This is a genomic window from Ornithinimicrobium tianjinense (genome assembly GCF_014636495.1).
GTDB classification, from domain to species: domain Bacteria; phylum Actinomycetota; class Actinomycetes; order Actinomycetales; family Dermatophilaceae; genus Ornithinicoccus; species Ornithinicoccus tianjinensis.
The window spans coordinates 96,492-120,726 of the sequence record NZ_BMEM01000001.1; the positions used below are offsets into that span (position 1 = coordinate 96,492).

The following is a 24,235-nucleotide window of genomic DNA, read 5'->3' on the forward strand; positions in this document are numbered from 1 at the left end:
GCGGTCTCCTCAGGCGGGGGTGCCGGCGGTGAACGGCCGGCCGGTCAGGGTCTCGTAGGCCTCGACGTAGCGGGCGCGGGTCAGCTCCACCACGTCGTCGGGCAGGGTGGGGGGCGGGGTGTCGGAGGCCTTGTCCCACCCGCTCGCCGGGGAGGTCAGCCAGTCGCGCAGCACCTGCTTGTCGTATGACGTCTGCGTGCGCCCGGGTGCCCACTCGCTCGCGCGCCAGAAGCGGGAGGAGTCGGGCGTGAGCACCTCGTCGGCGAGGACCACGTCGACGACGTCCGGGTCCACCGAGGCCCAGTCGATCTCCTCGTCGGCCCCGTCGCCGAGCCCGAGCTGCGCCGGGTCGATGCCGAACTCGACCTTGGTGTCGGCGATGAGGATGCCGCGGTCGGCGGCGATCTCGTTGCCGCGCTGGAGGATGGCGACCGTGAGGTCACGCACCCGTGCCGCCAGCCGGGGCCCGACGAGCTCCTCGACCTCGGCGAAGGAGATCGGCTGGTCGTGCTCGCCCATCGGGGCCTTCGTGCTCGGCGTGAAGACCGGCTCGGGCAGCCGCGACCCGTCGACCAGCCCCTCCGGCAGCGGGACGCCGGAGACGGTGCCGGTCGCGGCATACTCCGCCAGGCCGCCGCCGGTGAGGAAGGCGCGGGCGACGCACTCGACGGGCAGCATCCGCAACCGTCGGACGTAGACCGCGCGACCCGCGACCTGCTCCGGGACGTCGGTGGAGATCACGTGGTGCGGGGCGAGGTCGGCGAGCTGGTCGAACCACCACAGCGACATCTGGGTGAGCACGCTGCCCTTGTCCGGGATCGGGGTGTCGAGCACGTGGTCGTAGGCGCTGATGCGGTCCGAGGCGACGAGCAGGAGCCGCTCCTGGTCGCGCTGACCCGTCGCCGGGTCGAGCGGGGCGTAGAGCCCGCGCACCTTGCCGGAGTAGAGGAGCTCGTGGCCGGGCAGCTGCGGGGCGGCCTCCGGGGTGTGGGCGGTGGGCACGTGGACCCGTCCTTCCTGCGCGGCGAGCGCGATGTCCGTGCGGTGGTGGGAGCCGGGCAGACCGATCCGCCCCGCGGCGGCGTAGGCGCGGGCCCGGGCGTCGGCGAGGTCGTCCCCGAGGCTGACGACCGAGAGGACGCGCCCGCCGGCCGAGACGACAGCGTCACCCTCCTGGCGCGTCCCCGCGTGGAGGATGTGGACACCCTCGACGGCGCTCGCGTCGTCGAGCCCGGTGATGACGCCTCCGGTGACGGGTGCGGCCGGGTAGCCGTCGGCGGCGACCACGACGGTGACGCTGCTGCGCGGGGACCAGCTCAGCGGCGGCAGCTCGGCCAGCCGGCCCTGCGCCGCGGCCATCAGGACGCCGGCGAGCGGCGTCTCGAGGCGGGCCAGCACGGACTGGGTCTCCGGGTCGCCGAAGCGGGCGTTGAACTCCACGACGCGCGGGCCCGCGGACGTCATGGCGAGCCCGACGTAGAGGACGCCCGTGAACGGGGTGCCGCGCCTGGCCATCTCCTGCACCGTGGGCAGGGCGACGGTGCGCACGACCTCGTCCACGAGTCCGGCGGGGACCCACGGCAGGGGGGTGTAGGCGCCCATGCCGCCGGTGTTGGGACCGACGTCGCCGTCACCGACCCGCTTGAAGTCCTGCGCGGGCTCGAGCGGGACGACGGTGGAGCCGTCGGCCAGGCAGAAGAGCGAGACCTCCGGTCCGTCGAGGTAGTCCTCGACGACGACGCGGCCACCCTCCTTGGCGAGGCAGGCGGCCGCGTGCTGCAGCGCCGCCTCCCGATCCTCGGTCACGACCACGCCCTTGCCGGCGGCGAGCCCGTCCTCCTTGACGACGTATGGCGCGCCCGTCGCCGTGAGAGCCGCCTCCACCTCCGTCGCCGTGGAGCAGGTGCGGCTGGCGGCGGTGGGCACCCCGGCGGCAGCCATGACCTCCTTGGCGAAGGCCTTGCTGCCCTCGAGGCGCGCAGCCGCGGCCGTCGGGCCGAAGCACGGGATCCCTGCCTGCAGCAGTGCGTCGGCGACCCCGGCGACCAGCGGCGCCTCGGGTCCGACGACGACGAGGTCGACGTGCTCGTCGCGGGCCAGCGCGACCACGGCGGTCACGTCGGTCGGGTCGCCCGGCCGGCACTGCGCCACCTCCGCGATCCCGGGGTTGCCCGGCAGGGCCAGGAGGGTGTCGACGGCCGGGTCGGCGGACAGGGAGCGGGCGAGGGCGTGCTCACGGGCGCCGGAGCCGAGCAGGAGGAGCTTCACGGATTCCCAGCCTACTTGGACGGGAGGAGGAGACGGAATCTGGCGCAGTGCGGGCAGGGGAAGGAGGCGATGGGGAGAAAAGTGCTGAGGAGAAAAGTGTGGCCCCCCTGGAAGGCAGGGGGGGTATCTCCCAGGAGGGCCACGTACACAGGGCAGGGTCAGCCAGGTTGATGGGGGGGGCATTGACCCGGCGACGCACACTTCCCTGCGACCGACCGAAGTCGGTAAGCACCAATATGGCACACGAGATCCGTGTTGTCACGTCGAGGGTGTCGGCTTGGCGTCACTGTCGGGGATCCGTCACCATCGGCCTATGACACGCACGACCGCCAGGCGCGGCGGGACCCGCGCACCAGCTCCCGCGCGGCTCCACGGGGAGGCCTACGAGGAGTCCGTCAGCCGCCTCTGGCTGACCGCCGTGCGGCTCGGGCGTCCCACGCTCGACGCCCTGCGGAAGCAGGGGTGGGACGACGCCGAGATCGAGGACATCACCGCAGAGCTCACCGCGCGCGGCATGCTCGTCCCGAACGTCGAGGGGGACGCCTGGCAGGTGGTGCCGCCGGCGGAGGCGGTCCTGCGCCACATCGAGAGGTGGGAACGCCGCATCTCCCTGGCCCGGGCCACCGCCTCCGAGCTGGACCAGATCTGGCGTGCCGCCGTCGGCGACGGCCGGGAGCTGCAGCCGGCCGGTATGGAGCTGCTCAAGAGCGTCGCGGACATCGCCCAGCGCGTCCGCGGGATGCACCGCCTCGCCACCGAGCGGCTCTGGTGGGCGCTGGACGCGTCGGCCGCCTCGCTCGCCCTGCTCGAGGAGTCCGCGACCGAGGAAGGCGTCCTGCCGGTGCGGTCGGGCGTCGACGTGCGGATCGTGGTGGACACCGCGCTCCTGGACACCCCGCACGCCATGAGCTTCGTGGAGCGTGCGCAAGCCGCCGGGCATCCCGTCCGGGTGGCCGCGGGGCTGCCGTTCTCGTTGCTGCTGTGCGACGCGCGCGCCGCGATCCTCGACCTCAGCCGGCACGACCCCGTCGGCGACGGCTCGCTCGAGGCGCGCCGCACCGGCCCGCTCAAGGGCGTGGAGGCCCTGCTGCAGGAGATCTGGGTGCTCTCCACGCCGCTCGCCGTGGTGGTGGACACCGGCACGGGGACCGTGCTCGACGGGGTGCCCCTCGACGACCGCGACCGCCGCGTGCTGGCCCTGCTGGCCACCGGCGCCAGCGATCAGCTCATCGCGCGCCAGAGCGGGATCTCGGTGCGCACGGTGGAGCGACGGGTCCGCTACCTCATGGACCACCTCGGCGCCGCCACGCGCTTCCAGGCCGGGGTGCAGGCGGCCCGGCGCGGCTGGCTCTGATCCTGACGGTCCCGCTCCGGCTCCCCGGGCCGACGCCCTGCGGGCTGGGAGCCGGCGACGCCCTCGGTAGACTGTCTGCTTTGTCAGGGGACGGCGGGTGCCGCGCGGACGTGCCACGGCGTCCCCCGTGCAGGAGAGAGGGAGCGTGTGAGCGCTACGACCAACGACGTCGTCGCCGGCGAGATCGAGGCTGAGCAGCGGCACGTGGACCGCGTCTACGCCGAGCTGGCCAAGGCGGCGGCCCGCACCGAGCTCGTGCACGCCGAGGGGATGGCGCGGGGTCAGACCGACCGCAGGGGCACCGGTGACCCGCGGGAGGAAGAGCTGGCGGGACTCTTCGAGCGCGACGCGCTCGTCTTCTCCGCGACGAAGAGGCGTGCGTCGCTGGAGACCCAGCACGAGGGCCTGGTCTTCGGCCGTCTCGACCTCGACCACGGCGACGGTGGCCCGGAGGGCGTGGGGGACCCGGACGGTGGGGACGGTGGTGACCGGGAGGTCCGCTACGTCGGTCGCCTGGGGGTGCGCGACGACGACTACGAGCCGCTCGTGGTCGACTGGCGGGCTCCCGCGGCGGCCCCGTTCTACCGCGCCACCCCGGTCGACCCGCAGGGTGTCGTGCGGCGGCGGGTGCTGCGCTGCCAGGGCGAGACCGTCGTCGGGATCGAGGACGACCTGATGGTCGCCGAGGCCCCCGAGGACATGGTCGTCGTGGGCGACGGCGCGCTCATGGCGGCGCTGAGCCGCAGCCGCGGTGCCCGGATGCGCGACATCGTCGCCACCATCCAGCAGCACCAGGACGAGGCCATCCGCGCCCCCGCCCGCGGCGTCACCGAGATCACGGGTGGCCCGGGCACGGGCAAGACGGTGGTCGCCCTGCACCGCGCTGCCTACCTGCTCTACTCCGACCGTCGCCGCTTCGAGAGCGGCGGGGTGCTCGTGGTGGGCCCCTCGGCCGCGTACACGGCATACATCGAGCGCGTCCTGCCCTCCCTCGGGGAGGACAGCGTCGTGCTGCGCTCGGTGGGCGACGTGGTCGCGGGCATGACCGCCCAGCGGCTCGACCCGCCCGCGACCGCCGCCGTCAAGGGGTCCCTGCGGATCCGCCAGCTCCTCTCGCGCCTGTCCCGGCTGGCGATCCCCGGCAGCCCTGACCTGCTGCGGGTCTTCGTCATGGGCCACGCGATCCGCCTCGAGAAGAGCGACCTCGACCGCGTGCGCGCGCAGGTGCTGCGCCACCACCACCGCAACAGCTCCTTCGACGCGGCCGCCCAGGCCCTCGCCGAGGCGGCGTGGGCGCAGGTGCAGGTGCCGGGTGAGAAGCAGGAGTTCGTCGACCGGTTCGTCGACTCCGGCGACGTCGAGGCCTTCCTGCGGGAGTGGTGGCGCCCCGTCGACCCGCGGGAGATGCTGCTCTGGCTCGCCGACGAGGCGCTGGTCCTGCGGCTGGGCGTGCTCCCGGGCGCGGAGGCCGCGCTGCTCGCCGAGTCCTACCGGCTCGCGCTCCGCGAGGGCACCTGGTCCGCCTCCGACGTGGCGCTCGTGGACGACCTGCACGCCCGGGTGGGCACGGTCGTCGACCTGCCGAGCGAGGAGCGGGGCTTCTACGAGATCGAGGAGCTCGAGGACGCCTCGCAGTATGGCGTTGCCGCCCTGCGGAGCGGCCGTGACCAGGCCCCGCCGCGAGCCTCGCTCGAGCCGGACGAGGACGGCTTCGTGCGGGCCGTGGAGGCCACCGCCTCCGAGCGGATCAGCCACGACCCGAGGACCCGGCTGCTGGCCGGGCGCATCGGGTCGGTGGAGGAGTACGCCCACGTCCTCGTCGACGAGGCCCAGGACCTCTCCCCGATGCAGTGGCGGATGCTCGGCCGCCGGGGTCGGTGGGCGTCGTGGACGGTCGTGGGGGACCTGGCCCAGGCGTCGTGGTCCGACCTGGAGGAGGCCGCGCAGGCCCGCGAGGAGGCCTTCGGCAGCAGCGTGCGGCGCTCCTTCCACATGGACACCAACTACCGCAACGCGCGCGAGATCTTCGCGCTCGCGGCCCGGATGATCCGCGAGCACGTGCCGGACGCCGACATCCCGGAGGCGGTGCGCGAGACGGGTCACGAGCCGGTGGAGCTGTCCGTGCCCCGGGCGGCCCTGCCCGAGGAGGCGCGCGAGGCGGTCGTCGCGCTGCTGGGCCAGGTCGACGGCTCGGTCGCCGTCATCCTGCCCGAGGCGTGGCGCCACGCCCTGGAGCCTCTGTCACGTCTCGACGACCGGGTGCTGGTGATCGACCCCCTCTCGACCAAGGGTCTGGAGTATGACGCCACGCTCGTCGTCGACCCCGACGCGATCGTGGCGGAGTCCCCGGGTGGCGCGCGCGTCCTCTACGTCGCGCTGACCCGGGCCGCGCACCGGCTGACGGTGCTGCGCCCGGCGTGACGCCGGTGGCTGTGGATCACGAGGTCGGGGTGGTGGGTGGCGGCGGCTAGTGTCAGTGCCGTGAGCACCGCCCTGTACCGCCGCTACCGGCCCGAGTCCTTCGCCGACGTCATAGGCCAGGAGCACGTCACCGAGCCGCTCATGCAGGCGCTGCGCTCCGGCCGGGTCAACCACGCCTACCTCTTCTCCGGCCCGCGCGGCTGCGGCAAGACCACGAGCGCCCGGATCCTGGCGCGCTGCCTCAACTGCGAGCAGGGCCCGACGCCCGAGCCGTGCGGGGTGTGCGAGAGCTGCGTGGCCCTGGCCCGGGACGGTGCGGGCACGATCGACGTCATCGAGATCGACGCGGCCAGCCACGGAGGCGTCGACGACGCCCGTGACCTGCGGGAGCGGGCCGCCTTCGGCCCGGCGCAGTCGCGCTTCAAGGTCTACATCATCGACGAGGCGCACATGGTGACGCCCAACGGCTTCAACGCCCTGCTCAAGGTCGTCGAGGAGCCGCCGCCCCACGTCAAGTTCATCTTCGCCACGACGGAGCCGGAGAAGGTCCTGGCGACCATCCGCTCCCGGACGCACCACTACCCCTTCCACCTCGTCCCTCCCCAGCGGCTCACGTCCTACCTCGAGCAGGTGTGCGCCCAGGAGGGCGTCGCCCTGGAGCCGGGCGTGCTCTCCTTCGTCACCCGGGCCGGCGCCGGCTCGGTGCGCGACTCGCTGTCGGTCCTCGACCAGCTCATCTCGGGGGCGGGGTCCGAGGGGCTGACCTACGAGCGCACCGCCGCCCTGCTCGGCTTCACCGACGTCGAGCTGCTCGACGCGGTCGTCGACGCCGTGGCAGCCGGCGACGCGGCGACCGTCTTCGAGCAGGTCGACAAGGTGATGGAGTCCGGTCACGACCCGCGCCGGTTCGTCGAGGACCTGCTGGAGCGCTACCGCGACCTCATCGTGCTCGCCGCGGTCGGCGACCGCCCCGCCGGTGGGTTGCTGCCCGGGCTGCCGCCGGACCAGGTCGAGCGGATGCGCCACCAGGCCGCGGTGCAGGGGCCCGAGACGCTGTCCAGGGCCGCGGACGTGGTCAGCCGGGGCCTGTCGGAGATGACCGGCGCCGTGTCCTTCCGCCTCATGCTCGAGCTGCTGGTCGCCCGCCTCCTGCTGCCCGGCCCCGCCGGGGAGGAGGGGTATGGCGCGCGCCTGGACCGCATCGAGCGGCGCCTCAGCGCGGCCTCGGACGGCGTGGCTCCCGCCCGCCCCGAGCAGGGTCTCTCGCCACAGCCCGCGATGCCCACGCAGCAGCCGCGCCCGGTCGTCCAGGAGCCGCGACAGGCCCAGCCGGCGCCCCAGGTGGAGCAGGTCCGCCCGCCCCAGCAGCACCCGGTGCCCACGGAGGAGCCGTCTGCCGAGGTGGGCGTGCTGGACACCGCTGCGATGCGCCGGCAGTGGCCCGAGATCCTCGAGTCGGTCCGCAGCCTGAGCCGACAGACCTGGAGCGGCCTGCAGACCGCCCAGCTGCTGGACTTCGACGGGCGGACGGTCCGCCTCGGCAAGCCGGACCACTGGTGGGTCGACAAGTTCATGGGCACGCGGCACGAGGAGACCCTCAAGCACGCCATAGACCAGCTGCTGGGGCTGAAGGTCGTCATCGACGCGGTCGTCATCGGCCAGGACCAGCCGGAGCAGCGCCAGCCTCAGCAGCCCGAGCCTCAGCAGCCGGAGCCTCAGCAGCCCGAGCCTCAGGCACCGCCGGTCGAGGAGCGGCCCCAGGTGGGTCGTCTCCGCACGCGCGGTGGGGATCCGGCGCCCGCCGCGGCAGCGCCCGGGCCGACACCCTCGCCGGCCTCCCACGGCTCGGCCCCCCACGGCTCGGCCCCCCAGCAGCCGTCCATGGCCGAGCAGCTGGGCGCCACGTCGTCACGCCCCGCCGCCCCGTCCGGTCCCGACTGGGCCGAGCAGGCCCGCTCCTCCGCGGCGCCCGACTGGGCCACCGGGACGGGTGAGGGAGACGGCATACCCCAGCGTCCTGCCCCGGTGCGCACTCGCACCCCGGCGCCGGCCGCAGCTCCGGCGCCGGCCCCGACGCCGGCCCGCACGGACGACCTCGGGGACGACCCCAGCGACGACGACGAGGACCTCGCCTCCTCCGGTGCGGTGGGGCAGCCTGTCGTGGAGTCGGTCCTGGGCGGTACCGTCATCGCCATCAACGACGAACCTGTGGCGTGAGAAGGATCTGATGCTCTACGAGGTGCTCCACCCGATCGTGACCCCGCTCGCCACCGCGATCTGGCGACCCGACGTGGTCGGCACCGAGCACGTGCCGGCCACCGGGCCGGTGATCCTGGCGAGCAACCACCTGTCGTTCGTCGACAGCCTCGTCATCCCGCTCACCTCGCCCCGCCAGGTGGCCTTCCTCGCCAAGGCCGAGTACTTCACCGGCACGGGCGTCAAGGGCTGGATCAGCCGCGAGTGGTTCACCGGGGTCGGCTCCATCCCCGTCAACCGCGACGACGCGCGGGCGGCCCAGGAGTCGCTCGACCTCGCCCTGGCACACCTCAGGGCAGGCGGGGCGTTCGGCATCTACCCCGAGGGCACCCGGTCCCGCGACGGGCGCCTCTACCGCGGCCGCACCGGCGTGGCCTGGCTGGCGCTCGAGGCCGGCTGCCCGATCGTGCCGGTGGCGCTGACCGGCACGGACAAGATCCAGCCGGTCGGCTCGCGCATCCCGCGCCGCGCCAAGGTGCGCGTCGAGTTCGGCACCCCGATCCAGGTGGCGGGACGCTTCGACGGCGTGCCGCAGGGCAGGGCGCGCCGTCAGATCACCGACGAGGTGATGGCCTCGATCCTCGCCATGAGCGGGCAGGAGTGGGCGGGGGAGTACAACCAGCGCGCTCCTCAGGGCAGCGCGTGACCGGTCGGATCACCGGGCTCCTCTTCGACTTCGACGGGACCCTGGCCGACACGATCCCGCTCATCCTCGCCTCCTTCCGGCACACGTTCAGCGAGCTCGAGCCCGACCTGGACGAGGCGACCTTCCGCTCGTGGATCGGCCGTCCGCTCATCGACCCGCTGGAGGAGCGGCATCCCGGGCGCGGGCAGGAGCTCGTCGCCCGCTACCGCGAGCACAACCTCGCCCATCACGACGCCCTCGTCGAGGCCGTGCCGGGCATCGACGCGGTGGTCGCCGGCCTCGTCGGCGCCGGCGTGCCGGTCGGCGTGGTCTCCTCCAAGCGCGCCGAGACGGTCCGGCGCGGGATGCGCATCGTCGGGCTCCCCGACCTGGACGTCGTCGGCCTGGAGGAGGTCTCGCGTCACAAGCCCCACCCCGAGCCCCTGCTCGAGGGCGCGCGGCGCCTCGGCCTGGACCCGTCCGGGTGCGCCTACGTCGGCGACGCCGTCGTCGACGTCCAGGCCGCGCGAGCGGCCGGTATGACCGCGGTGGCGGTGACCTGGGGTGCGTCCGGTCGTGCCGACCTGGAGGCCGCCGGCGCGGACGCGGTCGTGGCCGACGCCGCGCAGCTGGGCGAGCTGCTGCATCGGCTCACCGGGGTCGATCCCGCCCCTGTGGGTGCGAACACCTAGAGTCCTGCCTTGTGTATGAGGGCGTGGTCCAGGACCTGATCGACGAGCTCGGCCGGCTCCCCGGTGTGGGGCCCAAGGGCGCGCAGCGCATCGCCTTCCACCTGCTGACGGCCGACCCCGAGGACATCACCCGCCTCGCCCACGCGCTGCTGCAGATCAAGGAGAAGGTGCGTTTCTGCGAGATCTGCGGCAACGTCGCCGAGGCCGAGCAGTGCCGGATCTGCCTCGACCCCCGACGCGACCTCAGCCTGATCTGCGTGGTCGAGCAGAGCCAGGACGTGGCCGCCATCGAGCGGACGCGCGAGTTCCGTGGTCGCTACCACGTGCTGGGCGGCGCCATCAACCCGATCGGTGGCATCGGTCCCGAGGACCTGCGTGTGCGCGAGCTCGTCGCCCGGCTCGCCGACGGTCAGGTCAGCGAGGTCATCATCGCCACCGACCCCAACCTCGAGGGCGAGGCCACCGCCACCTACCTGGCCCGGATGCTGCAGGCCTTCGAGGGCGTCCGGGTCAGCCGGCTCGCCTCCGGCCTGCCCGTCGGCGGGGACCTGGAGTATGCCGACGAGGTGACCCTCGGTCGCGCCTTCGAGGGTCGGCGACTGCTGTCCGGAGGCCCCTCGACCGCCTCCTGAGTAGGCTGAGCTCATGAGCCAGGCTGAGGACGACGGCTGGGACCTGCTCGCGCAGGAGATGCACCTCGAGGTGGCTGCCTACCTGGCGGCCCTGCAGGAGGTGACGTCCGGGGAGGCCCCCGACGCGGCGCTGCCGGTGCTCCTCCTCGCCGTCGGTCAGCTGTGCGGCGCGGGAGCCCGCATCGGCGCCCTGGTCGACGTCGTCCCGGAGGAGCGCTTCGAGCCCGACGCCGGCCCCGACCCCGACCTGGACGGACTGCGGGAGCGGCTGCACACCCTGCTCGGCGGCGTCGACACCTACTGCGACCTCGAGGACCCGGTGCTGTCGGGCGAGGTGACCAGCGGCTCGCTCTCGGCCGACCTCGTCTCGATCGCGGCCGACCTGCAGCACGGCAAGGTCCACTACGACGCGGGCCGGCCCACCGAGGCGATGTGGTGGTGGCAGTTCAGCTACCTGTCGTCCTGGGGCGAGCGCGGTGCCGCGGCCCTGCGCGTGCTGCTCACGCTGCTCGCGCACGTGCGGCTCGACGCCGACGACGAGGACGTCATGGAGGCGGAGATGGCCGCCCTCCACGCGGTGGACTGAGTCGTCCTCGTCGACCCGGGCCTAGTGCTCGGGGGAGAGCGCGTGCTTGCGCATCACGAGCGGCCGCAACGCCCTGGCCAGCAGGGCGACCGCGAGGACGACGCCCAGCACCTGCGCCCACAGCACGCCCGTGAGGAAGATGCACATCATCGCCAGGAGCACCGGAACGAGGTAGCGGAAGGCCAGCACGACATACCCGCCGAAGGACGGCATGGCCACGCCGTGCCCGTCCGCGACGGCCTTGGTCATGAAGTTGGGCCCGTTGCCGATGTAGGTGATCGCGCCGCAGAAGACGGCACCAAGGCTGATGGAGACGAGGTAGGTCTCCAGGACGCCGGCCACGGCGGGATCGCCGCCGAGCTCGCGGGCCATCTCGAAGAAGGTCACGTAGGTGGGGGCGTTGTCCAGCACGGCAGACAGCCCGCCCGTGAAGAGGAAGAAGGTGACCCGGTTGAGCGGCAGGTCGGGAGCGACCTGCGCCAGGAAGCGCAGCGCGGGCATCATCGTCAGGAAGATGCCGATGAAGAGGGCGGCAACTTCCTGGATCGGCCCCCACTTGAAGTTGTTGTCCACCCAGCGGGCGGTCCTGTCGCCCGTGCGCAGCGAGAGCAGGGCCATGCTGATCATGACGATCTCGCGCCAGGGCACCCACTGCCACCAGTGCGCGTGCCCCTCCTCGATCGCGTGGAGGTCCACGCTCGGGGCGAAGGCGACAGCCAGCACGATGAGGCCCAGGTAGATGAAGTGAATGCCGCCCTTGATCCGCAGCGGCGTGATCTCGGAGGCATCATCTGCGCGCGCCTGCGGGGGTTCGCTGGCGTAGAGGCGGCGATCCAGGCCGTAGTAGGTGACCAGCAGCAGGATGTTGACGAAGAGCCACTCCGGCCACAGCGAGAAGGTCCAGGTGAACGGCACGCCCCGCAGCATCCCCAGGAACAGGGGCGGGTCGCCGAGCGGCGTGAGCAGGCCGCCGGTGTTGGCGACGATGAAGATGGTGAACACCACGGTGTGCACGCGGTGCACGCGCTGGGCGTTGGTGTTGAGCAGCGGCCGGATGAGCAGCATCGCGGCGCCGGTGGTCCCGATGAAGCTGGCCAGCACCGCCCCGACCGCGAGGAAGAGGGTGTTCACCCGTGGCGTCGCCCGGATGTCGCCGGCCAGGTAGATGCCGCCGGAGACGACGAAGAGCGCCAGCAGGAGGGCGATGAACTGGCCGTACTCGACGAGGGCGTGCACGACGGTCGTCAGCTCGCCACCGGCCAGGAACCAGATGGCCACCGGCAGGCCGAGCACGAGGGCGACGAGCAGCTGCACGCGCTGCTGCTCCCAGTAGTGCGCGACCGCCGGGACGAGCGGGGCCACCGCGATCGTGCCGAGCATCAGCACGAAGGGGATCATCCCCCACCACTGCACCTGCATGGTCGGACCTCCTTGGCCAGGGCCGGATCGGTGGGGACACTCTAGGGCAGAGACGACGGGGCGGAGCGGGGGTGCCCCGCTCCGCCCCGTCGAGGACGTGCTCTCGGTATGCCGTTCCGTGGCTCAGGCGGGCACGATCAGACCGGCGGTCTGGGTGCGCGCGGCCGCGAGGCGAGCCTCGACGTCGGCCCAGTTGACGACGTTCCACCAGGCGGTGACGTAGTCGGCCTTGACGTTCTTGTACTGCAGGTAGAAGGCGTGCTCCCACATGTCGAGCATCAGCAGCGGGGTCAGGCCGAGGGGCACGTTGCCCTGCTGGTCCCACAGCTGGAAGATGCGCGGGGCCTGGCTGATGGCGTCCCAGGCGAGCACGGCCCAGCCGGAGCCCTGGATGGTGGTGCCGGCGGCCTCGAACTGGCCCTTGAAGGCGTCGAAGGAGCCGAAGTGCTCGTCGATCAGCGCCGCGACCTCGCCCTCGGGCCGGTCGCCACCGTCGGGGGACATGTTGTTCCAGAACACCGAGTGGTTGGTGTGACCACCGAGGTTGAAGGCGAGGTTCTTCTCCAGCATCGGCACGGTGCCGAAGTCACCCGACTCGCGGGCCGCCGCTAGCTTCTCCAGGGCGGCGTTCGCGCCGTCGACGTAGGCCTTGTGGTGCTTGCTGTGGTGCAGCTCCATGATCTCGCCGCTGATGTGCGGCTCGAGGGCGGCGTAGTCGTACGGGAGGTCGGGAAGGGTGTAGGTGCTCACGGCAAATCTCTCCTCTGACGTGGGGTTTGCGGGCTCCTCGCACTATAGACGGGCGGCCTCCACGCTGCTCGACGAGGCCGGGGGGACGGGCGCGGACGCGGGGGACCGGCGCCGGACCTGCAGGAGGGTGACGGCGAACAGGACGACGGCGCCACCGATCACCTGAGCGACGGTCGGCGTCTGCTGCAGCAGGGCCGCGGCGAGGACCGCGGTGACGACCGGCTCGGCCATCGACAGGATCGACGCGGTAGAGGGGCCGGTGCGCGCCATAGCGGCGAAGAAGGCGACCATGCCGAGCACGGTGGAGACGACGGCGATGCCCGCGAGCCAGAGCCAGCCGACCGGCTGGAAGGTGAGGTCGGGCCCGCCCGCGAGGGCGGACCTCACCGCGAGCGTCGCGGCGGCGCCGGTGAAGACCAGGGCCGCGAGTGGGAGCGGCTCGAGCGCGCCGCTCACCCGGTCGCAGACCAGGACGTAGACGGTGTAGGACAGGGCGCACGTCAGCCCCAGGAGGACCCCCAGGGGACGCACGCTCCCGACACCACCGCCGAGGACGACCATGACGAGTCCGCCGGTCGCGACGACGAGTGCGGCGAGCCGGGCGGGCGTCAGCCGCTCGCGGCCGAGCAGGGCGGCGGCGACGGCCACCATCGCGGGGTAGGTGTAGTAGATGATCGTCAGCACCGAGGCGTCCGTGAACTGCAGCGCCTCGAAGTAGGCCGTGGACTGCACGGCGTAGAGCACCGCCCCCAGCCCCAGCAGAGCCACGAGGGGGGCCGGCCCCCTCCCGACCCTCGCTCCCTGCGCGCGGACGAGCCCCCAGAGCAGCACCGCGGCGAGCGAGAAGCGCACCAGCAGCAGCGACTCCGGGGAGACGCCGGCCTCGTAGGCGAAGGTGGCGAAGATGGCCATGACGCCGAAGGCGGCGGCCGAGAGCAGGACGAGAGCGACACCCATGCGTCCATGGTGACGGGTTCAACTCACGAGCACCAGCGCATGATTCTGGAGTCAAATCGTTAGAATTCATGCATGGTTGACCTCGACCTGCGCCGTCTCCGCCTGCTGCGCGAGCTGGAGGAGCGGGGCACGCTCGCCGCCGTCGCCGCGGCGCTCGGCTACAGCCCGTCGGCGATCAGCCAGCAGCTTGCCGTCCTCGAGCGCGAGGCCGGGGTCCGGTTGCTCGAGCGCGCCGGCCGCGGTGTGCGCCTGACGGAGGCGGGACAGCTCCTGGCCGGCCACGCCGCCACGATCCTGACGGCTGTGGACGCGGCCCGTGCCGACCTGTCGGCGCTGAGCGAGGGGGTGCGTGGTCGGGTCCGGGCCGTGGGCCTGCAGTCGGCGCTGCGGCGGCTGCTCATCCCGGCGCTGGCGAGCCTGGGGGGACGCCACCCCGAGGTGCGCGTGGAGCTGACCGAGCTGGAGCTGGAGGCGGCCCTGCCCGAGCTGCGGCTGGGGCGCGTCGAGCTGGTCGTCGTCGACGAGTACCACGGCCAGCCCCGCCCCCGCCCGACCGGTCTGCGCTTCGAACCGCTGCTCGCGGAGGCGGTCCGCCTCGTGCTGCCCGCGGGTCATCCGCTCGCCGGCGGGATCGGGCCGGTCGCGCTCGAGGAGCTGCGCGAGGCGGTCTGGGTGGCCTCCGCCCGCGACACCGGCCACCACGCCATGGTGGTCTCGGTCTGCCGCGAGCACGGCGGCTTCGACCCCGACCTGCGCCACCTCACCAGCGACGCCCCCGCGCAGCTGGAGGTGGTGCGGCACGCGGGCGCGGTGGCGCTGCTGTCGGACCTGTCGCTGCCCGCGGAGGACCCGGAGATCGTGGTGCGCGACGTCGCCGGCGCTGACCTGGGGCGGCATCTCTTCATGGTCACCCGCACCGGGACCCGACCGCCTGCGCTGCGCGAGTTTGTCGCCGACTTGCGCGCGGTGGCCGGTGCGCTGGGCAGCTCCTAGAGTGACGCCCATGACGAGCGGCGGACGCGGTGTGCTGGTGACGGGTGCGTCCCGAGGGGTGGGCGCGGCCACGGCTCGCGCCTTCGCCGAGCGCGGCGACCGGGTGGCCGTGCACTACCGCGGGGCCGAGGAGCTGGCCCGCGAGGTGCTGGAGAGCCTGCCCGGCGAGGGGCACGCCATACTCCGGGCCGACCTCGCCGACCCGGGCGAGACGCAGGCGCTCGCCGAGGGGGCGGTCGAGGCGCTGGGCCGGGTGGACATCCTGGTGAACAACGCGGCACTCTTCCTCGACGCGGCCGCGGGCAGCCGCCGGGGCGACCACCGGCTGACCGACACGGACTACGACCACTGGGTGCAGGCCTGGCGGCAGACGCTGGCGACCAACCTGATGGGACCGGCCAACCTGACGTTCTGCATCGCCCGCCACATGGTCGAGGTGCCGGCCGCGGCGGGTCTGCCGACCGGTCGGGTCGTCAACGTCGGCTCCCGGGGCGCCTACCGCGGGGAGCCGGACGTGCCGGCCTACGGCGCGAGCAAGGCCGGGCTGCACGCCTTCGGCCAGTCGATGGCGGTGGCCCTGGCGCCCCACGGCATCGCGGTCACCTCCATCGCCCCGGGCTTCATCGCGACCGACATGGCCGCCTCGCTGCTGGACGGACCGGCGGGTGACGGCATCCGCGCGCAGAGCCCGTTCGGTCGCGTCGCGACGCCCGAGGAGGTCGCGGCAGCCATCGTCACGCTGGCCAGCCCCGGCGCCGAGTGGGCCTCCGGCGCGGTCCTCGACTTCAACGGCGCCAGCCACCTGCGCTGAGGAGGCGAGCGACGGGCGCGCGCGCACCCACCGCCGTCACCCTCCCCACGCCGTAGGGTGAACACGTGCTCCGCAGACGTCTGGCCACCCCGGGTCCCACCGCGCAGCACGGTCAGCAGCTCGCCGACGAGTTCGACCGTGCCGCCGACCGCTATGACCTGCTGACCCGGCTCAACCCGGGCTACCACCGTGCCCTGCGGACGGCGGCGCGCGAGCTGGTCTCGCTCCTGCCGCCCGGCGCTGACGGGCGGCCCCTCGTGCTGTGGGACCTCGGCTGCGGCTCCGGCCTGTCCACCCGTGCCCTGGTCGACGCGGCGGGCGAGGATGCCCGCGTCGTGGCGCTCGACGCCTCCGAGGGGATGCTGCGCCAGGCCCGGGCCAAGACCTGGCCGGCCGGGGTCCGCTTCGTGCGGGCCTTCGCCCAGGACCTGCCCGAGGTGGCCAGCGAGCACGAGGTGGGCGAGAGCGACGGTGCGTTCGCGGCATACCTGCTCCGCAACGTCCCGGAGGAGCAGCGCGACGAGGTGGTGGCCGCGATCCGCGACCAGGTGCGCCCCGGCGGCTGGGTGGCGCTGCAGGACTACCACGTCAAGGGCGACCGCGTCGCGACCGCCGTCTGGACGGCCGTCTGCTGGGGCGTGGTGACGCCGCTCGCGGTCCTCGTGCGGGGCAACCCGACGATCTACCGCTACCTGTGGCGCAGCGTGCTCGACAACGACAGCACCGCCCAGCTGGAGGACCGCCTGAGGCGGGCCGGCCTCACCGACATCCGCAGGCGCACTGGCCCCGGCTGGCAGCGCGGCATCCTGCACACGGTCCTGGCCCGCCGACCCGAGAGCGACCCGACATGAGCCGACCCACCTCACCCGCCTCGCCCGGCCGGGACCGCGCCGCGGTCCTGCATCGGGCCGAGCCAGGAGCCGAGCGTGCGGCTGGTCAGCACGCGGTCGTCGTCGGTGGCGGCATCGCCGGCCTGGCTGCGGCGACGATCCTCGCCGAGCGGGGGGTGCGCGTCACTCTCCTGGAGGCCTGCGACCAGCTGGGCGGCCGGGTCCGCGCGTGGCCGGTCGGGGGTGACGGTGACGGCCGCACGATGAGCCGCGGCTTCCACGCCTTCTTCCGGCAGTACTACACGCTGCGCGCCCTGCTCCGCCGCACCGACCCGCAGCTCCGGCACCTCGTGCCCGTGCCCGACTACCCCCTGCGCCGGGGCGACGGCCTGACCGACAGCTTCGCGGCCCTGCCCCTCACCCCGCCGGTCAACCTCGCGGCCTTCGTCGTGCGCAGCCCCACCTTCCCGGTCTCGGCGCTCCCGCAGGTGCACCTGCCCAGCGCCATCGAGCTCGTCTCGGTCTCCTACCCCGAGAGCCACGAGCGCTACGACGGCGAGTCGGCCCAGGACTTCCTGGACCGGCTCCGCTTTCCCGACGGCGCCCGGCACCTCGCGCTGGAGGTCTTCGCGCGGTCCTTCTTCGCCCACCCGACCGAGTTCGGCGCCGGTGAGCTCGTCGGCATGTTCCACACCTACTTCGCCGGCTCGTCCGAGGGGCTGCTCTTCGACGTGCCCGACGACGACTACGACACGGTGCTGTGGGCACCGCTCGGCCGCTACCTCCAGGGCCTCGGGGTCGACGTCCGCACCGGCACGCGGGCGGACGCGCTCTCCCGCTCCGCGGACGGGGTATGGCGCGTCCGCGCCGGCGCCGAGGAGCTCACCTGTGACGCTGTCGTCGTCGCCACCGACCCGCGGGTCACCCGCGAGTTGCTGCCTCCGCTGGCGCAGGCCGACATCGCCGAGACGGACGACGCTGCCCGCCGCGACTGGCACCGGCGGCTGGCCGCCGGCCGCAACGCGCCGCCCTTCGCCGTGCTCCGGCTGTGGCTGGACGGATTGGTCGAGCCGGGGCGGGAGGCCTTCCTGGGCACCAGCGGCTACGACCTGCTCGACAACGTCACCGTCCTGGAGCGCTTCGAGCAGGGGGCGGCCGACTGGGCGCGCGAGCACGGAGGCTCGGTGGTGGAGCTGCACGCCTACGCCACCGACCCGCAACGGGACGCCGACCTGGCGGGCGACGGACCGCGGGGTCTGGACACCGGCCGGCTGCGCACCCGCCTCCTGGACGCGCTGCACGACGTCTACCCCGAGACGCGGGGGCTGGGGACGCTGCACGAGGAGCTGCTCGTCGAGGACGACTGCGGGCTGGTCGGCACCGGGCCGTGGCGCGACCGGCTCACCGTGGACACCCCCTACCCTGGCCTGGCTCTCGCCGGCGACGGCCTGCGGGTGGACTGGCCGATCGCGCTCATGGAGCGGGCCGCGGTCACCGGCGTGCTGGCCGCCAACCACCTGCTTCGCGCATGGGGCGTCCGAGGTGAGGACGTCTGGACCGTGCCGCTTCAGGGTGTGCTGAGACGCCGGCCCGACGTGCTGCGACATGGGCCGGACGTGCGCGCCGCAGGAGCGGCCGTGGCGCGCACCGCGCGCGCCGTGCGCCACCGCATACCCCTCCCGCGACGATGACCGCCAGGCGGCGAGCGGTCCGACCCGGTGAACCGAGCGCACCGCGGGTGGAGCGGCAGGGTGCGGACGGCAGGACGGGGGTGAGCACCGTCTGGCGTGTGCGCTCGCTCGAGGTCGCGCGACAGGTGCTGCGCGCCCGCCACGCCACGACGCAGGCCGGGTTCACCGCCGAGGCGATCCCCAAGGGCCGGCTCAAGCACCACCCGATCCTCGTCTCGGACGGGCCGCTCCACGACGAGCAGCGCAGCAAGGTGGCGCGGTTCTTCGCGCCGGTGGTCGTGGCCGAGCGCTACACCCCGCAGATGGAGGAGTGCGCTGAGCGGCTCCTGGACGGCGCACGTGACAGGGGCCGCCTGGTGCTCGACGAGCTGGCGCTGCACTACACCGTCGAGGTGACGGCGGAGGTCGTCGGCCTCACGGCGTCGTCCGTCCCGAAGATGTCTCGCCGCCTCGTGAGCTTCTTCCGACAGCCGCCCTTCGACATCACCCGGCGCGACCTCGGCCGCACCCGGCAGCAGTGGATGGCCGCCGCCGTCAACGGGCTGCTGCCGATCGGCCGCTTCTACCTCGCGGATGTACGGCCCGCGGTCCGCGAGCGCCGCCGCGCGCGGCGGGACGACATCATCAGCCACCTCCTCGACCAGGGCTATACCGACGTCGACATCCTCGTCGAGTGCGTCACCTACGGCACGGCCGGCATGGTCACGACGCGTGAGTTCGTCACGATGGCGGCCTGGCACCTGCTGCGGGACGACGCACTGCGCTCGCGGTATGCCGTCGCCGGCCAGGAGGAGCGCTTCGCGATCCTCCACGAGATCATCCGGCTCGAGCCCGTGGTCGGTCACCTCTACCGGCGCGCGCAGGAACCCATCAGCGTCAGGGACGGCGACCGCTCCTGGACCATCGAACCAGGTGACCTGGTCGACCTGTGCATCCGCCCGGCCAACGCCGACGCCGAGGCTCTCGGTGCGGACGGTCTCGACCTGTGCCCTGGCCGGGAGCTGCCGAGGGGGGTGAACGCGGCCGGGCTGAGCTTCGGCGACGGCGCGCACAAGTGCCCTGGCCAGCCGCTGGCGATCCTCGAGTCGGACGTGCTGCTCACCCGCCTGCTGGCGCGCGAGCCGCGCATCGTGCGCGAGCCCGAGGTCGGGTGGGACGACCTGATCGAGGGCTACACCCTGCGCGGGCTGGAGCTGGAGCTGGCCTCGAGGCCCTCCGGCAGCCGGTGACGGTAGGTCCACGAGGTCAGCGCGGTGCCGAGCATCGCGAGGAGGACCCCGGTGAAGATGTGCAGCGCCCGGTCCCCGAGCTCGCCCAGCCAGACCTGCACCGTGACCAGCACGGCCACCGCCAGGGCCAGCGCGACGTTGACCGGTCCCGCCGAGCGCCGCAGCACCAGGTAGACGACCGCCGAGGCCAGGGCCGCCGCGAGTGTGACCCACGCACCGACCTGGTGGTGCACCAGGTAGCGCGGCTCGCCGCCGAGCGCCGCCGAGGCCCAGCCCGCCTGGCCGATCAGGCAGCTGAGCACCACGGTGGCGGCGCTGCGCAGCCAGATCAGGTGGGGATGCGGCATACCGGGCAGGCGTCGCGGTCCCTGGCTCATGGTTGCCTCCCGGGCACGTAGGGTCGGCGGTGGAGGTGGACATGGCTGACGTCGCGGTGGTCGGGCTCGGGCCTGCGGGACGCTCGCTGGCGGCCCGGTGCGCGGCCCGCGGTCTCTCCGTGATCGCGGTCGACCCGCGCCCCGGGGCCGTGTGGACCCCCACCTACGGCATCTGGGGCGACGAGCTCGGGGATCTGCCGGCCTCCGTGGTGCGGGGCCGGGCGGAGAACCCGGAGCTGCGGGCCACGGGCGTGCACCCGCTGCGGCGTCCCTATCTCGTCCTGGACAACGCCGCGCTGCAGGCGGCGCTGCCGCTGAACGGCGTCGACGTGCGCACCGGACGGCTGGACGACCGGGCCGTCAGTGCGCTGCGGGCGGAGGCGAGGGTCGTGGTCGACGCGCGCGGTGCCAGGCCAGAGGGGCTGCGGCCGGACGACCCGGCGCCCATGCAGACGGCCTACGGGGTGGTGGTGGCGCTGGAGGTGGCCCGGCCCGCGCTGCAGGGGGCGGAGGCGCTGCTGATGGACTGGCGCACCGACTGGTCCGAGCAGGAGCGGCCGACGTCGACGCCGACCTTCCTCTACGCCATACCGGTCGGCGACGGGCAGGTCCTGCTCGAGGAGACCTGCCTGGCGGCCGCGCCGTCCGTGCCGATCGAGGAGCTGAAGACCCGGCTCCGTCGCCGGCTCGCCGCCCGTGGTGCGGATCCGGGCGCCGTGGACGACCCGGTCGAGCGCGAGATCGTCCGGATCCCCATGCGAGGGAGGGACCGGCCGGCTCCTCCCGGCGTCCTCGCGCTCGGCACCGCAGGACGGGGGGGCCATCGGGTCACGGGCTACTCCGTCGCTCACGCGCTGCGCGTCGGTGACCGCCTCGCGGCCACCCTCGCGAGGGGCGACGCGCCGACGGTGGTCGACCAGCTGGACGTGGCGGAGCGCGTCCGAGAGGTGGGTCTGCGGGCGCTGCTGGGACTGAGCACCAGGGGCACGCTGGAGCTCTTCGAGGCCTTCGGCCGGCTCCCCGTGGCGCGCCAGCGGGCGTTCCTCTCGCGCGACGCGGGGGCTGCCGAGCTGCTGGGCGCGATGTGGGGGATGTTCGCGCAGCTGCCGGCGCGCTCCAAGGCCGAGCTGATTCGCGTCTCGGCCCTGGGCGTGCTGCCCAAGGGGTGAGGTCGGGCACGCGATGGCCGAGACGCGGCCGCTCATGAGGATCGCCACGCCACCGCGCGGGCCGTCGCGCGCAGGCCCTCGACCCCCTCGGTGGACAACACACCGTCATCGAGCGAAGCCTCCGCAGCGACCATCTCGGCGGCGATCCGGTCCTCGACCTCCTGGCGCACTCCGGCCTCGAGGAGCGCCGTCTGCAGCAGTGGCACGTCCTCCTCACGTGCGGCGTTCGTCCCGACGCGGGCCATCGCCGCCGCGGCCGCGCCCGACAGCCGCTCTGCGCCCAGCACCCAGATGAGGGTCGTCTTGCCCTCGCGCAGGTCGTCACCGGACGGCTTGCCGGTCACCGCGTGGTCACCCCAGACGCCGAGCACGTCGTCCCGCCAGGCGAACGCCCTCCCCAGGTGGTGGCCGAAGCGCGCCAGCACCTCACGCTGCCCCTGGCTCGCCCCGGCCGCCAGGGCGCCCAGCTGGAGCGGCCGCTCGATCGTGTAGGCGCCCGACTTCAGCGCCGCCACCGCCTCGGAGTGCGCCAGGTCCGTGCGGCGGGCCGCGGCGCCGGTAAGGTCGGCCCGTTGCCCGACGATCAGCTCCAGGTTGAGCTCGTACCAGTAGTCGAGCAGGGGCGCCGGCAGGTGACGCACCAGCCTGTCGGCCTCGCTGTGCGCCAGGTCGCCGAGAAGAAGCGCGAGGTTCTCCCCGAAGCGGCTGTCGTCCCCGTGGCCCTGGGCGGCGCGGTGCCGGCTGGCAGCCACGACGTGCGCGGCGGGTCGGCCGCGGCGCTCCTCCGACTGGTCCATCACGTCGTCGTGGATCAGCGCGAACTCGTGCAGCATCTCCAGCGCGGCCGCCACCCGCACCAGGTCGTCGTGCGGTGGGGTGCCAGGGCGCCCACCGCCGGCCACAAACCCCCAGTGGCACATCCGCGGCCGCAGCCGCTTGCCACCGGCAGCCAGCAGGCCCGCGAGCCACTGCGGCAGGTCGCCCGGCTCGTCCCCCAGTACGTCGGCCGGACCCGCGGGAGCGAGGGAGCTCCATACCCGGCGCGTCCACGCCAGCTCGGTGCGGAGCAGCTGCTCGACCGCCCCGAGCGTGACGTCCGCGGACGTGTCCTCAGAGCCGACCTGCCCTCCGGGGCCCGGCGTGCCGGTGTGCGGAAGCCCGGCGGGTAGGCAGGCCGCCAACCGGGGCACCTGCAGCGCTGCCCATGGGCTCCAGACGCGGGGTGCGGCGGCGACCGCCGACACCAGCTGCTGCCAGGGCAGCCAGGCGTGCTCCGCGACCTCCTCGGGGTCGGGGTGCAGCTCGCCCCTGACCTCTCCGACCAGCACGGGACACAGCTCGTGCTCGACCACGCCGCTGGCGTCGACAGCCTGGTAGCGGAAGTCGGGCAGCACCACGTCCAGGCGCTCGACCGCGACGCCGAGCTCGTCGTGAAGCCGGCGGCGCACGGCCTGCCCGAGCTCCTCACCCGGCCGCGGGTGGCCGCAGCAGGCGTTCGTCCATACGCCTGACCAGGTGGCCTTGCCCAGCGCTCGACGCGTGACGAGCACCTGACCCTCACCGTCGAAGAGGTAGAGGGAGAAGGCCTGGTGCAGCGGCGTCTCGGCGGTGTGCACGGTGGCGCGGGGCGCGGACCCGCACGGGGTCCCGGCGTCGTCGACGAGGACGACCTCGTCGTCCGCGCTCGCGCTCACGCTCACCCTGCTCCCTCCACTTCCATCTACCCTCGCACAACCCGCTCCATCAGAGCGGCACCGTCGCGGCCCGGGTCGCGGCCGGCCAGCGAGGCGGCCAGACCAGCTGCCGCCGCGCGGACGGCCGGGTCGGTGATCGCCCGCTCGAGGGCAGCGTCCAGCCGACGCAGGTCGGCCGTGGGCAGGTGCGCGCCCGCCCCGGCCCACTCCACCCGTCGTCCGATGTCGGCCTTCTCCTCGGTACGCCCCACCTGGATGACCGGCACCCCGTGGGCCAGCGCCAGCAGCACCCCGGTCCAGCCGCCGTTGGTCACCATCACGCTCGCGTGCTGCAGCACAGCCCCGTAGGGGACGAACCGCTCCACCGCGACACGGTCCGCCACCAGCCCCGGACCGCCGAGCAGGCCGGGGTCGCCGGGTCCCGTGGTGAGGATCCCCGCACCCCGGCTGCGCCGCAGCACCGTCAGCACCGGACCCAGCAGCTCGCGTGCGTCGGCGCGGAGGGTGCCCTGGGTCGCGAGGACCGGGCCGCCCGCCACCACGTCCTCCCACCAGGCGGGGGGCTCCCACCCCTGTGGTGCCGGAGGTCGGAGAGCGCCGACGAAGTGGACGTGCGGCGGCAGGGCACGGCGTGGGTACTCCAGCTCGGGGACGCCGCAGTGCAGGTGCAGCAGCGGTGACAGTGCCGCCTCGAGGACCGGCACGCCGGACGGGGGGAGCCCCGCCTCCTGGCGGAGCACGGCATACACCTGCTGTGCCCGGGCGAGGACCAGGTGACGGGTCGCGGCGCGCACGACCCTGTTGCGCCGCTGCCAGGCTGGCTCGGTGCGGTAGGGAAGGCCGGCGCCGAAGGGCGGTGTGTTCTCGTCGGGGAAGTGCAGCGGGCCGTCGCCGAAGCTGACCCACGGCAGATCGAGACGCTCGGCGACCAGCGCGCCGACGTGGCCCAGCGAGTCGGTGAGCACGACGTCGGGACGGACCTCGTGCGCCAGCGCCAGCCCCCGCGCTACCCGTGCCCTGGCGTCCTCCAGCAGCCAGGTGTAGCGGCGCGAGACCTCCCGAAGGCGACCCGACGTCGAGGGGAAGGGGGGTGCCTCGCCCGTGCCACGCAGCTCGGCGGCACTGTGGCTCACGGCGGCGACCAGGTCGTCCGCCAACCCCCAGTGCACCTCGGCCCCGCGGGCAGCCAGGCCGTCGACGAACGACGCGGCATTGACCGTGTGCGCGTAGATCGGGCTGCTCAGGACGAGAACCCGCACTCAGCGCTCCCGAGCGGTCAGCACGCGTGCCCGGGGCCACTGCTCACCGGCCAGGTCTTCATCCACGACCGCCACTGTGCCAGACCGGGACGTCAGCCCGGATGCGTCCATGATGCGTCGCCAAAGCTTTCGGATGACGTACTGGCCCGCGGCTGGGGCGCTCTTCGGCGGCCTTGATGGCGGTGGAGTGGTACAGCGACACGGAGAGTGACGGAGTAGGTG

At 73.7% G+C, this 24,235-nt stretch carries 20 protein-coding genes; 13 read left to right on the top strand and 7 right to left on the bottom strand.

Translation table 11 applies throughout. From position 1 onward, the window contains the following. Positions 1–9 precede the first annotated feature (9 nt). Positions 10–2,268 carry a phosphoribosylamine--glycine ligase gene (gene purD, locus IEV65_RS00435; RefSeq protein WP_188427669.1) on the bottom strand — a complete coding sequence of 753 codons (2,259 nt, stop codon included), beginning with the start codon at positions 2,266–2,268 and terminating at the stop codon, positions 10–12. A 313-nt stretch (positions 2,269–2,581) separates the two neighbouring features. On the opposite strand from purD, the gene IEV65_RS00440 reads away from it, so the two are divergent. The 7 genes from IEV65_RS00440 to IEV65_RS00470 all read left to right on the top strand — a co-directional run bounded on the left by IEV65_RS00440 (position 2,582) and on the right by IEV65_RS00470 (position 10,834). Then, positions 2,582–3,622, top strand: coding sequence for a helix-turn-helix transcriptional regulator (locus IEV65_RS00440; RefSeq protein WP_188427670.1), 1,041 nt, complete (start codon positions 2,582–2,584; stop codon positions 3,620–3,622). A 147-nt stretch (positions 3,623–3,769) separates the two neighbouring features. Continuing rightward, the gene (locus IEV65_RS00445) at positions 3,770–6,043 is read left to right on the top strand and encodes a HelD family protein (protein WP_188427671.1); all 2,274 of its coding nucleotides are present in this window, start codon (positions 3,770–3,772) and stop codon (positions 6,041–6,043) included. A 60-nt stretch (positions 6,044–6,103) separates the two neighbouring features. After that, entirely contained in the window at positions 6,104–8,260 is a 2,157-nt protein-coding gene (locus IEV65_RS00450) for a DNA polymerase III subunit gamma and tau (RefSeq protein ID WP_188427672.1), read from the top strand. 10 nt (positions 8,261–8,270) lie between these two features. Beyond that, positions 8,271–8,945, top strand: a complete 675-nt coding sequence (locus IEV65_RS00455) for a lysophospholipid acyltransferase family protein (protein WP_188427673.1) — start codon at positions 8,271–8,273, stop codon at positions 8,943–8,945. Then, the gene (locus IEV65_RS00460; protein ID WP_188427674.1) at positions 8,942–9,616 is read left to right on the top strand and encodes an HAD-IA family hydrolase; all 675 of its coding nucleotides are present in this window, start codon (positions 8,942–8,944) and stop codon (positions 9,614–9,616) included. Before IEV65_RS00455 ends, IEV65_RS00460 begins: the two co-directional genes overlap by 4 nt. Before the next feature lie 11 nt (positions 9,617–9,627). After that, positions 9,628–10,248, top strand: coding sequence for a recombination mediator RecR (gene recR / locus IEV65_RS00465; protein WP_188427675.1), 621 nt, complete (start codon positions 9,628–9,630; stop codon positions 10,246–10,248). A 13-nt stretch (positions 10,249–10,261) separates the two neighbouring features. After that, positions 10,262–10,834: a DUF5063 domain-containing protein gene (locus IEV65_RS00470; protein ID WP_188427676.1), complete on the top strand. Its 573-nt coding sequence runs from the start codon at positions 10,262–10,264 to the stop codon at positions 10,832–10,834. 21 nt (positions 10,835–10,855) lie between these two features. On the opposite strand, the gene IEV65_RS00475 is transcribed toward IEV65_RS00470, so the two are convergent. The 3 genes from IEV65_RS00475 to IEV65_RS00485 all read right to left on the bottom strand — a co-directional run bounded on the left by IEV65_RS00475 (position 10,856) and on the right by IEV65_RS00485 (position 13,960). Next, positions 10,856–12,253: a sodium:proton antiporter gene (locus IEV65_RS00475; protein ID WP_188427677.1), complete on the bottom strand. Its 1,398-nt coding sequence runs from the start codon at positions 12,251–12,253 to the stop codon at positions 10,856–10,858. A 123-nt stretch (positions 12,254–12,376) separates the two neighbouring features. After that, positions 12,377–13,003, bottom strand: a complete 627-nt coding sequence (locus IEV65_RS00480; protein ID WP_188427678.1) for a superoxide dismutase — start codon at positions 13,001–13,003, stop codon at positions 12,377–12,379. Positions 13,004–13,045: 42 nt separating this feature from the next. Further along, positions 13,046–13,960 (bottom strand): DMT family transporter, encoded by a 915-nt coding sequence (locus IEV65_RS00485; protein ID WP_188427679.1) that lies wholly within the window; start codon positions 13,958–13,960, stop codon positions 13,046–13,048. Positions 13,961–14,032: 72 nt separating this feature from the next. On the opposite strand from IEV65_RS00485, the gene IEV65_RS00490 reads away from it, so the two are divergent. The 5 genes from IEV65_RS00490 (at position 14,033) to IEV65_RS00510 (ending at position 19,514) form a co-directional block, all read left to right on the top strand. After that, positions 14,033–14,953, top strand: coding sequence for a LysR family transcriptional regulator (locus tag IEV65_RS00490; RefSeq protein WP_188427680.1), 921 nt, complete (start codon positions 14,033–14,035; stop codon positions 14,951–14,953). A gap of 10 nt (positions 14,954–14,963) precedes the next feature. Further along, positions 14,964–15,764 (top strand): SDR family NAD(P)-dependent oxidoreductase, encoded by an 801-nt coding sequence (locus tag IEV65_RS00495; protein WP_188427681.1) that lies wholly within the window; start codon positions 14,964–14,966, stop codon positions 15,762–15,764. A gap of 65 nt (positions 15,765–15,829) precedes the next feature. After that, the gene (locus tag IEV65_RS00500) at positions 15,830–16,615 is read left to right on the top strand and encodes a methyltransferase domain-containing protein (RefSeq protein ID WP_229734753.1); all 786 of its coding nucleotides are present in this window, start codon (positions 15,830–15,832) and stop codon (positions 16,613–16,615) included. Beyond that, entirely contained in the window at positions 16,612–18,285 is a 1,674-nt protein-coding gene (locus IEV65_RS00505) for an FAD-dependent oxidoreductase (RefSeq protein WP_188427682.1), read from the top strand. The genes IEV65_RS00500 and IEV65_RS00505 overlap by 4 nt, the downstream gene beginning before the upstream one ends. A gap of 80 nt (positions 18,286–18,365) precedes the next feature. Continuing rightward, positions 18,366–19,514 (top strand): cytochrome P450, encoded by a 1,149-nt coding sequence (locus IEV65_RS00510; protein ID WP_229734754.1) that lies wholly within the window; start codon positions 18,366–18,368, stop codon positions 19,512–19,514. On the opposite strand, the gene IEV65_RS00515 is transcribed toward IEV65_RS00510, so the two are convergent. After that, complete coding sequence (locus tag IEV65_RS00515) at positions 19,457–19,891, bottom strand: hypothetical protein (protein ID WP_188427684.1); 435 nt, start codon at positions 19,889–19,891, stop codon at positions 19,457–19,459. The genes IEV65_RS00510 and IEV65_RS00515 overlap by 58 nt on opposite strands. Positions 19,892–19,932: 41 nt before the next feature. Between IEV65_RS00515 and IEV65_RS00520 the strand changes: the two genes are divergently transcribed. Next, positions 19,933–21,060 carry a lycopene cyclase family protein gene (locus IEV65_RS00520; protein ID WP_188427685.1) on the top strand — a complete coding sequence of 376 codons (1,128 nt, stop codon included), beginning with the start codon at positions 19,933–19,935 and terminating at the stop codon, positions 21,058–21,060. Positions 21,061–21,092: 32 nt separating this feature from the next. On the opposite strand, the gene idi is transcribed toward IEV65_RS00520, so the two are convergent. Further along, positions 21,093–22,754, bottom strand: a complete 1,662-nt coding sequence (gene idi, locus IEV65_RS00525) for an isopentenyl-diphosphate Delta-isomerase (protein WP_188427686.1) — start codon at positions 22,752–22,754, stop codon at positions 21,093–21,095. A 26-nt stretch (positions 22,755–22,780) separates the two neighbouring features. After that, positions 22,781–24,013, bottom strand: a complete 1,233-nt coding sequence (locus IEV65_RS00530) for a glycosyltransferase (protein WP_188427687.1) — start codon at positions 24,011–24,013, stop codon at positions 22,781–22,783. Positions 24,014–24,235 lie beyond the last annotated feature (222 nt).

Excerpts from the sequence above, each read along its gene's own strand:
- IEV65_RS00455 (WP_188427673.1), top strand. The coding sequence starts at position 8,271 with ATGCTCTACGAGGTGCTCCACCCGATCGTGACCCCGCTCGCCACCGCG.
- IEV65_RS00485 (WP_188427679.1), bottom strand. The coding sequence starts at position 13,960 with ATGGGTGTCGCTCTCGTCCTGCTCTCGGCCGCCGCCTTCGGCGTCATG.
- IEV65_RS00490 (WP_188427680.1), top strand. The coding sequence starts at position 14,033 with ATGGTTGACCTCGACCTGCGCCGTCTCCGCCTGCTGCGCGAGCTGGAG.
- IEV65_RS00505 (WP_188427682.1), top strand. The coding sequence starts at position 16,612 with ATGAGCCGACCCACCTCACCCGCCTCGCCCGGCCGGGACCGCGCCGCG.
- IEV65_RS00515 (WP_188427684.1), bottom strand. The coding sequence starts at position 19,891 with ATGAGCCAGGGACCGCGACGCCTGCCCGGTATGCCGCATCCCCACCTG.
- IEV65_RS00520 (WP_188427685.1), top strand. The coding sequence starts at position 19,933 with ATGGCTGACGTCGCGGTGGTCGGGCTCGGGCCTGCGGGACGCTCGCTG.
- IEV65_RS00440 (WP_188427670.1), top strand. The coding sequence starts at position 2,582 with ATGACACGCACGACCGCCAGGCGCGGCGGGACCCGCGCACCAGCTCCC.
- IEV65_RS00475 (WP_188427677.1), bottom strand. The coding sequence starts at position 12,253 with ATGCAGGTGCAGTGGTGGGGGATGATCCCCTTCGTGCTGATGCTCGGC.
- IEV65_RS00470 (WP_188427676.1), top strand. The coding sequence starts at position 10,262 with ATGAGCCAGGCTGAGGACGACGGCTGGGACCTGCTCGCGCAGGAGATG.
- IEV65_RS00495 (WP_188427681.1), top strand. The coding sequence starts at position 14,964 with ATGACGAGCGGCGGACGCGGTGTGCTGGTGACGGGTGCGTCCCGAGGG.